This is a genomic window from Mycobacterium sp. (assembly GCF_040509115.1).
Taxonomy (GTDB): Bacteria; Actinomycetota; Actinomycetes; order Mycobacteriales; family Mycobacteriaceae; genus Mycobacterium.
On record NZ_JBEVLO010000063.1, the window covers coordinates 1 to 10,677 of the forward strand.

Below are 10,677 nucleotides of genomic sequence, written 5' to 3' on the forward strand. Positions count from 1 at the left end.
TCCGACAACACCGCCATCGCCATCGGTTACAACGAATACGGACAGACCGACATCCCCACCCCACCCACCGGGATCACGTACACCCAAGCCAGCGCCGGCGACTTTCACACGGTGCTGCTGCGCTCCGACGGCACCGCCCTCGCCATCGGCGACAACGAATACGGACAGACGGACATCCCCGCCCTACCCATTGGAATCATCTACACAAAAGCCGCCGCCGGCAGCTACAACACGATTCTGCTGACTGCCATCGCACCCGTCAGCGATCTGTAGCCTACCGCTTCGTGAAAATCGTTCTGTGCCAACCCTTGTCGACGGTGGCAGTGATGTCGCTCATCACATGCTTGATCGACAGGTACTCCTCGAGCGAGTACTGACTCATGTCCTTGCCGAACCCCGACGCGCCGAAACCGCCATGCGGCATTTCCGAGATGATCGGGATGTGGTCGTTGATCCACACACACCCGGCGCGAATCTCCCTGGAGGCCCGCTGGGCGCGGTACACGTCACGCGTCCACGCCGAAGCCGCCAGACCGTACTCGGTGTCGTTGGCCTGCCGGATGCCGTCGTCGTCATCGGTGAACGAACGCACCGTCAGAACCGGTCCGAAGATCTCGCTGCGGTAGGCCTCCGACCGCTCGTCGACGTCGGCGATCAGCGTCGGCCGGTAGAACGAGCCTGGCAGATCGGGGGCGGTGCCGCCGGTCACGATCCGCCCACCCTCGCCCGGGGCGCGGTCGACGATGCTTGCGACCTTGGCCCGGTGCGCGTGAGTGATCAACGGGCCGAGATCGGTGTCGGGGTCGTGCGGGTCGCCGACGACGATCTTGCTCATCAGTTCGCCGACACCCGCCACGAAGTCGTCGTACAGGTCGCGGGCGACGATGGCGCGGGTCGCGGCAGTGCAGTCCTGCCCGGAGTTGATCAGCGAGGCGGCGACCGCACCCTGGATCGCGGCGTCCAGATCGGCGTCGTCGAACACCAGGAACGGCGCCTTGCCGCCGAGTTCCAACTGCGTGCGATGTCCGTGCTGCGCCGCGGCCGCCATCACCCGCCGCCCGACCGCGGTCGAGCCGGTGAACGTCACCAGGTCGACGTCGCGGTGCCCGGCGAGTGCCGTCCCGACGTCACCACCAGCGCCGGTGACCACGTTGAGCACGCCGTCGGGCAGACCCGCCTCGCTGGCGAGCCTGGCCAGCGTGAGCGTCGTCAAAGGTGTCACCTCGGCCGGCTTGATGACCACCGAGCACCCTGCAGCCAAGGCCGGGATCACCTTCCACACCGCCATCTGCAGTGGATAGTTCCACGGCGTGATGGTCGCGACGACTCCGATCGCCTCACGCCGGATGCTGGACGTGTGGTCGGCCGAGTACTCAGCGGTGGCCTTGCCCTCCAAGTGCCGGGCGGCACCGGCGAAGAACTCGATGTTGTCCACGCTGCCGGGGACGTCGAACTCGGTGGCCAGCCGGACCGGCTTGCCCGTCTGGCTCACCTCCTCGGCCACCAGCGCCTCGGCGTGCTCGCCAGCCAGCTGCGCCAGTTTGGCCAGCACCGCCGACCGTTCCACCGGCGTCGCGGTGGCCCACCCGGGGAGCGCCTCACGTGCGGACGCGACGGCGGTGTCGACGTCCTCCGGCGTCGCCAGAGCGCAGTCGGCAACGACGTTTCCCGTGGCGGGATCGATGACCTGGTGCATCCCACCACCGGTGATCACCTCGGCGCCGCCGATCCAGCTGCTCGCGATCGTCATGACTTTTACGCTAGCGGACGGGGGTGAGACGGGCTACGCACTCCCCTTCGCATTTCCCCCGTGACCAACATGTAAAACAAACGATTTCATGGCTTTGGTTGCCTGCAACGACGGATTCCGTGCACAATCGTGGTCATGGTCGACCCGGATGCCCACGCCGGGGTCCAGGCTGTCTCGTTGCGGATCAACCACTCGCGACCCGGCGCCGCCTTCCAACTCGACGAGCTCTCCAAGGCGATCATCGAGAAGCTGCAGGCGGACGGTCGCCGGTCGTACGCAGGCATCGGCAAGGCGGTCGGATTATCCGAAGCTGCCGTCCGCCAGCGGGTGCAGCGCATGGTCGATGCGGGCGTCATGCAGATCGTCGCGGTCACCGATCCCATGCAGCTCGGCTTCGCCCGCCAGGCGATGATCGGCATCCGCTGCACCGGGGACACCACCAAGATCGCCGACAAGCTCGCCGCCATCGAATCCGTCGACTACGTCGTCCTCACCGCAGGCTCGTTCGACGCGATCGTCGAAGTGGTCTGTGAGGACGACGGCGATCTGCTCGACCTGCTCAACACGAAGATCCGCGCCGTCGACGGGGTGATATCCACCGAGACCTTGGTTTACCTGAAACTAGTTAAGCAGCAATATAATTGGGGTACCAGATGACACTCATCGATTCAGATCCAACCGTTTCCACCGACCTGGGCGCCAAGGCCAAGCGTCACCTGTGGGGCCACTTCGCCCGCCACGGCGACGACATCACGCCGCCGATCATCACGCGCGGCGAGGGCTTCCACATCTGGGACAGCGACGGGAACCAGTTCATCGACGGCCTGTCCGGGCTGTTCGTGGTCCAGGTCGGACACGGCCGCAAGGAACTGGCCGAGGCCGCCGCCAAGCAAGCCGAGACCCTCGCGTTCTTCCCGCTCTGGTCCTTCGCGACCCCGCCCGCCATCGAATTGGCCGAGCGCATCGCCAATTACGCGCCGGGCGACCTCAACCGCGTCTTCTTCACCACCGGCGGCGGCGAGGCCGTCGAGAGCGCATGGAAGCTCGCCAAGCAGTACTTCAAGTTGACCGGAAAGCCGGGCAAGTACAAGGTGATTTCGCGGTCCATCGCCTACCACGGCACACCGCAGGGCGCCCTCGCCATCACCGGCATCCCCACCTTCAAGGCGCCGTTCGATCCGCCGACCCCTGGCGGTTTCCGAGTGCCCAACACCAACTTCTACCGGGCTCCCGAACAGTTCAGCAGCGACCCCAAGGCGTTCGGACGGTACTGCGCCGACCGGATCGCCGAGGCCATCGAGTTCGAGGGTCCGGACACCGTCGCCGCGGTGTTCCTCGAGCCGGTGCAGAACGCGGGCGGCTGCTTCCCACCGCCGCCAGGGTACTTCGAGCGGGTCCGCGAGATCTGCGACGAGTACGACGTGCTGCTGGTGTCCGACGAGGTGATCTGCGCCTACGGACGCATCGGATCGATGTTCGCCTGCAACGACTTTGGCTACGTCCCCGACATCATCACCTGCGCCAAGGGACTCACGTCGGGCTACTCGCCGATCGGTGCGATGATCGCCAGCGACCGACTGTTCGAGCCGTTCAACGATGGTTCGACGGTGTTCGGACACGGCTACACGTTCGGTGGGCATCCCGTCTCGGCGGCCGTCGCGCTGGCCAACCTCGACATCTTCGAGCGCGAAGGTCTCAACGACCACGTCAAGGAGATGGCGCCAGCGTTCAGGGCCACCCTGGAGAAGCTGCACGACCTACCGATCGTCGGGGACGTCCGCGGCGAGGGCTTCTTCTACGGCATCGAACTGGTGAAGGACAAGGCGACCAAGGAGACCTTCAACGACGAGGAGTGCGAGCGGCTGCTCCGCGGTTACCTCACCCCCGCGCTGTTCGAGGCTGGCCTGTATTGCCGCGCCGACGACCGTGGCGACCCAGTGGTCCAGTTGGCTCCGCCACTGATCTGCGGCCAGAAGGAATTCGACGCGATCTACGAGATTTTGCACAGCGTCCTCGGCGAAGCGGGCCGGCGGATGTAGTTCCGCCCGTAACGTCACCTCGGTGACTGCGACACCAAAACCGTCGATCCAGCCCGTTCGGTGGCAGCCGCCGCCGGTGGACCCGCTGCCCGACTTACCGGCGGCGACGCTCACCGTCGTACCCGTGCCAGGAGACGGACCGGAGGACATCGTCGTCGACGCCGACGGCAACCTCTGGACGGGCCTGGTCGACGGGCGCATCGTCAAAATCGCCCGCGACGGTGGCGAGCGCTCCGTGGTCGCCAACACGGGTGGCCGACCGCTGGGCATGCACGTCGCCAACGACGGCCGGGTGTTGATCTGCGACAGCTACCGCGGGCTGCTGGCGCTGGATCCCGCGAACGGGCAACTGACGACGCTCGTCGAGTCGGTCGACGCCGATGGCCGGGGCAGGCCATTGAAGTTTTGCTCGAACGTTACCGAAACCTCAGACGGCACAATATATTTCACCGAGTCGACGAGCGACTATCACTTCGAGCACTTCCTCGCGGCGATCTTGGATGCGCGCGGCCGCGGCGGCCTGTTCCGCCTCACGACCGACGGCACGGTCACCACTCTGCTCGACGGGCTGTACTTCGCGAACGGCGTCACGGTCACTGCCGACGGGTCTGCGCTGGTATTCGCCGAGACGATGGGCCGCAGCCTGTCGAAGTACTGGCTCACCGGCCCGCAGGCCGGCCGCGTGACGCCCCTCGCAGTCCACCTGCCGGGCATGCCGGACAACATCTCAACGGGACCCGACGGTCGGATCTGGGTGGCGATGGTGACACCGGCCAATCTGCGGGCCGAGGGTTTGATGCCGCGGGCCCCTTGGATCCGCCAGGTGATCTGGCGGCTTCCCGCGCGGTTCCAGCCGAAGGTGGAGCCGGAGGTGTGGGTGGTCGCGTTCGATCCGGACAGCGGTGAGGTCGTCGGCGGCACTCGCACCACCCATCCGGACTTCGGCGGCGTCACGGGCGTCGTCGAGTCCGCGGGCAAGGTCTGGATGTCGACGATCGAGTTCCCCGCGGTCGCCTACTTCGACGCGTAGCGGCGGGCCGCCGCCGCGGCGGTTGTCAGCGCGGCGAATCACCCTTGACCAACGGCAGATTCGGATCTGCAGACCACGCTCTCATCGACCCGGCATAGATCGCGACGTCGCAACGACCCACGAGCGCCAACGCGTGCGCGACGGCTGTCGCCGCTATTCCACCGCCGCAATACGTCACCATCGTCTTCGACGGATCCAGCAATCCCGCCGCCGCGAATGCGCGCCGCAGATCCTCGACGGGCCGAAGCCTTCCGGTCTCGGGTGAGCGAATTTGGTCGACGGGCACATTGATGCTGCCCGGGATGTGGCCCCGGCGGACGAACGTGGGGGAATCGCCGCGGTAAGTCGCCTCGTCCATGACATCGACCAACACGGTCGACGCGTCATCGAGGGCAGCGACCATCTCGTCAGTCGACCGAATGAGCTCGGGTCGGCGGTTGGGGACGAACCGCCGGGGTGTGGGCGTCGTCGCCTCCGCCGTGATCGGCAACTCAGCGGCCTTCCAGGCCTTGAGTCCACCGTCGAGAACCGACACCTCGGTGAAGCCCTCGAATCGAAGGTGCCACCAGAACCGAGTCGCCCAGAAACCCTCGTGTTGGTCGTACACCACCACCTGCGCGCCCTCACCGATGCCGAGGGCACCCGCGGCCTCGGCGAACCGCTCCGACGTGCAAACCGTCCAGGCTCGCTCGGCATTCGGGGCCGAGAATGCTCCCAACAGGTCGGCGAATACCGCACCGGAGATGTGTTCACGGAGGAACGGTTCGTACCCGCTGACCGGCGAGTGCAGCCCGTCCGACGCGATGACGTTGCGGCACGTCGCATCGACGACTACCACGTTCCCGGCGCCGAGGTGCGCGTGCAACCATTCAACGGAGACGGTGTGCGAGATGGGTTCTGCTGGCCGCGACTTCATTCCCTTGCGCTATCGGGGATCACCTTGTGGCACCGACACGCTCAACAGCGCCTCGGACAACTCGGCTGGTCGCGTGAACATCGATTCATGGCTTCCTGGCACGAGGATCGGGGATACTCCGCACCGCTCGGGCATCCTTGGCGCCCAGCCGAATTCGCCTGGAGGTAGGGCCACGTCCTCGGTCGAGAGGACGTACTCGAGCGGGATGCCGAGGTCTCGATACTCCTCCCCACCGACCGGCTCGTCGGAGAACGTCCGGAACGGCTGCGCGCGGAGCAACGACCCCACCACCGCGGCCGCCTCCGGACTCGCGTCGGCCATGAACGACTCATGAAAGGTCCCCGCGGGCGGCGGCACGGTGTTGTCGAGCGATGCCGCCGCCGAGGCGGTGAACGATTCGACGTACTCGAGCGGCACCTCGTCGAGCAGTGATCGGCCCGCCCGCGGAACGAACGCACTCCAGAACACGATTCGCTTCAATCGGGACGCCAGCCGTGGGGCGGCGCCCGCAGCGACGAAGCCGCCCCAACTATGGGCAACCAACGTCACACCCGTGCGATCGGTGCGTTCGACGTGGTCGACGAGAGAGTCGACGCAGTCGGCGAGCGTGACGTCGCGAGGGTCGTCGTCGATACCCAATCCTGGGCTGGTCGGCGCTGTCACCCGGTGACCGGCTGCCCGCAGGTGGGCGGCCACCGGCTGCCATGCCCATCCCCCGTGCCACGCGCCGTGGACGAGGACGAGGTCTTCGGATGCAGCCGCTGCGTGGTTCATGTCATGACTCCTTCTTCGCCGTTCGGATTCCGTGTCCCGGCGGATCGATTGGCCGGGAAGAGTGATGTGCCGGTGCGCTACCGAGGCTTCACGTCGATGAGCGCACCGGTCTCCGCCGATCGATGCGCCGACTCGACCACGTTCAACGTGGCGACGGCATCGTCGACTGTCACCAGCGGCGCGGCGGTGCCCCGCGCGACGTCGATGAAGTGCCGGAGCTGCCTGGTGAAGGAGTCGCCGGTCTCGGTGGCGCGGTAGCGCCGCGAAAGTGGTCGAGTCCAGTTGGATTCGCCGTCGTGGTAGTAGTGACCCAGCTGAGGAAAGGCCAAGGATCCCTCGGTGCCGGCAATGGAATAACTGATCGTGTCGGGGTTGAAGGGGAACTGCGGGTCATCCTGAGTCGACTGGTCCCAGCCCCAAGGTGCGACGACCGTGTCCGACGCGATGAACGTCCCGATCGCCCCATTGTCGAAGCCGACGATGACTGCGGCGGTGTCCTCGACTTCGTATCCTCGGACGGCGTTGCTGAAGGTGGCTTGAACCGTGGTGATCTCGCCGATCAGGTAGCGCACGAGGTCAAGGTCGTGGACGAGGTTGATCAACACCACCCCGGCGCCGCTGGTGCGCCGCCACGACTGCTCGAAGTACTCGTCGGACTTCTTGGTCAACCAAAGCCCGTTGACTGCGACGATTCGACCGAGTTCGCCCGCCGAGATCATGCCTCGCGCGACGGCGACGGCTGGATGGTGGCGGCGATGATGACCGACCAGTATCACGCCGTCGGAGGCCGCGACGGCCGACGACAGCAACGAGGCCTCGTCCACCGATATCGCCACGGGCTTTTCGAGCAGGGCGGGAATCCTCGCGTCTATCGCCGCGAGCGCGGTCGGGACGTGTTCGCCGTTGGGATTGGCGATGATCACGGCGTCGACGTCCGGTGCTGCGAGCAGCTCGTGGTAGTCGGTGTAGCTTGTCACGCCAGCTGTTTCGGCGAGGGTCGCCGAGTACGGGTCGGCCACGGCAACCAGGGTTGCGTTCGGTTCGCGGGCGATGAATTCGGCATGTTTGGTACCCATGACACCGCCTCCTATGACACCTATCCGCAACGGTTTCGGCTCCATCGATGCCCTCATTTCGGTAGTGACCCTCTCGTATGTTCCGGTGACGAACCGTCACCCGTTCAGCTGTCTTCGTCGTGGCAGACGTTCTTGGCGGGGATCCGGGATTGGCACAGGTCGGTCACCGTTCGAGGAAGTTCGCAAGGGCCGCCAGAACTGCGTCCGGGCGCTCTTCGACGACCCAGTGCCCGCAGTCCGGGATCGACCCTCCGGTCACGTTGCTGGCGAACTCGGACACCATGTCCACGATCTTTGGGCCCCAGCGATTTTCGCCGCCGAGCGCCAGCACCGGAATGGTCAGGGGCTCCTGTTTGAGCCTGCGGTTGTCGTCGGCATCCTGCTCGAGCGCCCGATACCACTCGAGGGTGCTGCGGACGGCGCCTGGCTGAGCGAGCGCACGGGCATACAGCTCGACGTCGCTGTCGGTGAACGCCGCGTGATTCGTGGCGCGACTTCGGAAGAAGGACTCGACATAGCCGTATTCGCGTCCCGCGATCAAGAATTCCGGTAGGTCACGATTCCGATGGAACGAGAAGTGCCACACGGTTGGGTCGGCGTAGATCGTGTCCCACAGTTCTGCGCCGGGAATGGGCACGTCGAAGATCCCGAGCCGGGTGACGGTGTCGCGATGCGTGGCAGCCCATGCGTACGCCACCATCCCGCCGAAGTCGTGGCCGATGATCTGGACGGTGTCGAAGCCCAGCTCCTTCCGAAGGGCGTCCAATTCCGCTGCCATGGTGACCTTGTCGTACCCGGTGAGCGGTTTGGACGAGTTACCGGCTCCCTTGAGGTCCACCGCGACGACGGTGTGGTGCTTGGCAAGTTCGTCGATCACCGGGGTCCACTCGTACCAGGTCTGGGGCCAGCCGTGGATGAGGAACACCGCTGGCCCGTCGCCTGCCACGACGGCGTGCAGCGACACATCGGGCGCAACACGGTGCAGCACGTGGCGCAGTTTCACAGAGGGCGTTCTAGACATGGTCGGGCTCCGTTTCGTGTTTCTTCGGGAGATTGGCATCTACGGGGAGATCGCGCGGTGGATTCGACGATGGGATGCGCACGTCGACATCGGTCGCGACGACGGCATTGCGGTAGTACAGACCCTTGAGTGCCATACAGATCGCACTGATGGAAATCGGTACGAGGAGTATCAAGAAGACCTGCTGGAACGTTATTCCCAAGCTGGCCAAGGCGGTTCCGATCGCGGCTCCGCCGACGGCACCGATGCGGGAGACACCCGCCGTCCAGCTGGTTCCGGTGGACCTGATGTCGGTGGGATAGAAGGTCGCCGACACCGCCGTGTATCCCGTACTCACGCCGTTGGTACAGACGCCGAGGATGAAGATCAGGACGGCCAACAGCAGCGTCGACGGTGGCGCGATGGCGATCGAAACGGCCATCGCGGCGCCCAATGCGCTTCCCCAGACCAGGGAGACGTGCGCACCGAATCGGTCCTGGATGAATCCGATCGACCCATTGCCGATGATCCCGCCGACCTGTAGCAGCGTGGTGAGCAACGCGATCGTGCCGATCGCGAAACCTGCGTCCTGGAACAGGAATGGCAGCCACGTATTCATCAGGTAGGTCGTGAACATCACGGCCATGAACCCGATCCACATGGTCACGGTTCCCATTCGCAGTCGAGACGCGAACAGTGCCCCGATCGGATAGGCACGCGTGCGGGCGGCGGACTCGCGCGTGAAAGTGGTGTCCACAGAAGCGGAGCCGGGCTCGATGAAGTTGCAGTATTCGATGAGTTTGTCGCGGTCGCGTCCCGAATTGGCCAGGAACCGTGCCGACTCCGGCAGCAAGAGGGCGATGGCGACGAAGATGATCGCTGCGATCACGCCGCACAGCAGCATCGCGACCTCCCAGCCGTACGCTGCGACGACGAATGGCACCATGATGGCGCCCACCGCTGCGCCGGTCGTGAAACCGGACCACACGAGCGCCACCGCGGTCCTGCGGCGTGCCGTCGGTACGAATTCCGAGACGAGCGCCGCCACGTTGGGCATCGACGCCCCAAGCCCAATGCCGGTCAGGACGCGCAGGATGCTGAAGACCGCGACGCCGTCGGCGAACGCCGTTGCAAGTGTCATCACCGCGAACGCGCCGATGGCCCATACGATCACGGTGCGTCGGCCGAACCGGTCGCCGAGCGGGCCTGCGCCGAAGGAGCCGATCGCCAATCCCAACAGTCCGGCGGTGACAGCGGGTGCGAGTTGCGCGGTGCTGATCCCGTAGTCGGCTTTGAGGGCGCCCGACAGGAAGCCCACGACGGTCACTTCCAGTCCGTCGACGACGATGCAGACGTAGCACAGGATGAGGGTCCGTCGTTGAAACCAACTGATCGGGTTGCGATCGATGACGTCGCGAATCGTTACTTCCGCCGGACGTGTCACGACTTGTCCTTTCTGCCGCTCGGATGGGGAACCGCGTTGTCTGCGCCGTTGCGCGATGGCCGATTTCGCTGTCACGTCACATTGCAACCTGCGTCACACCAGGGAAAGCCCTTGTCGCCACTGAGTGGTTTCGGTTCCTCGAATCGTTTGGATCGGTGCGGGCACTCGGACAGGCAGATGTCCACTCCCACCGTGAGTTCGGACGAGCGGCGAAGATCCCCTCAGTGGGCGATCTTGCCTTCGGAGAAGGCGGATGCAGGCCGGGCCGTCACGTCGGGGAAGCAAGGCATCCCAACGAATTGCACGATCAGGTCGATGCCATCCGCGAGATGCTCAGGGCCGCAGTCTGAACGGCGGGTCCGAGTCTGCTCAGCTGACTCGACGAGTGGGCCACCACGCCGAGCGCACCGATCAGCGCACCGCCCCTGCCAACGATCGGAGAAGCAGCCGAGACGACACCCAGCGTCATCTCCTCTCTCGCCAATGCGACCCCCGTCCGGCGCACGTCCCGAAGGGCGGCCACCAAGCGCCCCGGTTCGGTGATCGTGTACTGGGTTTGCCTCGTCAACCCCCGGTCGATGACCTCGACCAACAGGTCGCGAGGTGAGTTGGCCAGAAGACACTTGCCCACGGCGGTGGCGTGGAGCG

The 10,677-nt window shown here is 65.5% G+C and carries 10 protein-coding genes and 1 pseudogene; 4 read left to right on the top strand and 7 right to left on the bottom strand.

From position 1 onward, the window contains the following. Positions 1 to 273 (top strand): annotated as a pseudogene (locus ABW137_RS04790) (hypothetical protein); the annotation flags it as partial. 1 nt (position 274) lies between these two features. On the opposite strand, the gene ABW137_RS04795 reads toward ABW137_RS04790, so the two are convergent. Continuing rightward, positions 275 to 1,750 (bottom strand): aminobutyraldehyde dehydrogenase, encoded by a 1,476-nt coding sequence (locus ABW137_RS04795; protein ID WP_526397420.1) that lies wholly within the window; start codon positions 1,748 to 1,750, stop codon positions 275 to 277. Between the two features lie 135 nt (positions 1,751 to 1,885). On the opposite strand from ABW137_RS04795, the gene ABW137_RS04800 reads away from it, so the two are divergent. From ABW137_RS04800 to ABW137_RS04810, 3 genes are read left to right on the top strand one after another with little or no spacing between them, the layout of a single operon-like run. Beyond that, entirely contained in the window at positions 1,886 to 2,407 is a 522-nt protein-coding gene (locus tag ABW137_RS04800; protein ID WP_526397422.1) for an Lrp/AsnC family transcriptional regulator, read from the top strand. Then, positions 2,404 to 3,789 (top strand): aspartate aminotransferase family protein, encoded by a 1,386-nt coding sequence (locus ABW137_RS04805; RefSeq protein ID WP_526397424.1) that lies wholly within the window; start codon positions 2,404 to 2,406, stop codon positions 3,787 to 3,789. Before ABW137_RS04800 ends, ABW137_RS04805 begins: the two co-directional genes overlap by 4 nt. A 22-nt stretch (positions 3,790 to 3,811) precedes the next feature. Then, positions 3,812 to 4,819, top strand: a complete 1,008-nt coding sequence (locus ABW137_RS04810; RefSeq protein WP_526397426.1) for an SMP-30/gluconolactonase/LRE family protein — start codon at positions 3,812 to 3,814, stop codon at positions 4,817 to 4,819. Positions 4,820 to 4,844: 25 nt separating this feature from the next. Here ABW137_RS04810 and ABW137_RS04815 read toward each other — a convergent pair whose 3' ends face one another. From ABW137_RS04815 to ABW137_RS04840, 6 genes are all read right to left on the bottom strand, one after another. Beyond that, positions 4,845 to 5,735 (bottom strand): sulfurtransferase, encoded by an 891-nt coding sequence (locus tag ABW137_RS04815; protein ID WP_526397428.1) that lies wholly within the window; start codon positions 5,733 to 5,735, stop codon positions 4,845 to 4,847. A gap of 9 nt (positions 5,736 to 5,744) precedes the next feature. Further along, on the bottom strand, positions 5,745 to 6,509 hold the full coding sequence (locus ABW137_RS04820) for an alpha/beta fold hydrolase (RefSeq protein WP_526397430.1): 765 nt from the start codon (positions 6,507 to 6,509) through the stop codon (positions 5,745 to 5,747). A 77-nt stretch (positions 6,510 to 6,586) separates the two neighbouring features. Then, entirely contained in the window at positions 6,587 to 7,642 is a 1,056-nt protein-coding gene (locus ABW137_RS04825) for a Gfo/Idh/MocA family protein (protein WP_526397432.1), read from the bottom strand. A gap of 106 nt (positions 7,643 to 7,748) precedes the next feature. Next, positions 7,749 to 8,606, bottom strand: a complete 858-nt coding sequence (locus ABW137_RS04830) for an alpha/beta fold hydrolase (RefSeq protein WP_526397434.1) — start codon at positions 8,604 to 8,606, stop codon at positions 7,749 to 7,751. Continuing rightward, on the bottom strand, positions 8,599 to 10,029 hold the full coding sequence (locus tag ABW137_RS04835; RefSeq protein ID WP_526397436.1) for an MFS transporter: 1,431 nt from the start codon (positions 10,027 to 10,029) through the stop codon (positions 8,599 to 8,601). The genes ABW137_RS04830 and ABW137_RS04835 overlap by 8 nt, the downstream gene beginning before the upstream one ends. A 307-nt stretch (positions 10,030 to 10,336) precedes the next feature. Then, the coding region (locus tag ABW137_RS04840) for an IclR family transcriptional regulator domain-containing protein (protein ID WP_526397437.1) at positions 10,337 to 10,677 on the bottom strand (341 nt) is incomplete at its 5' end.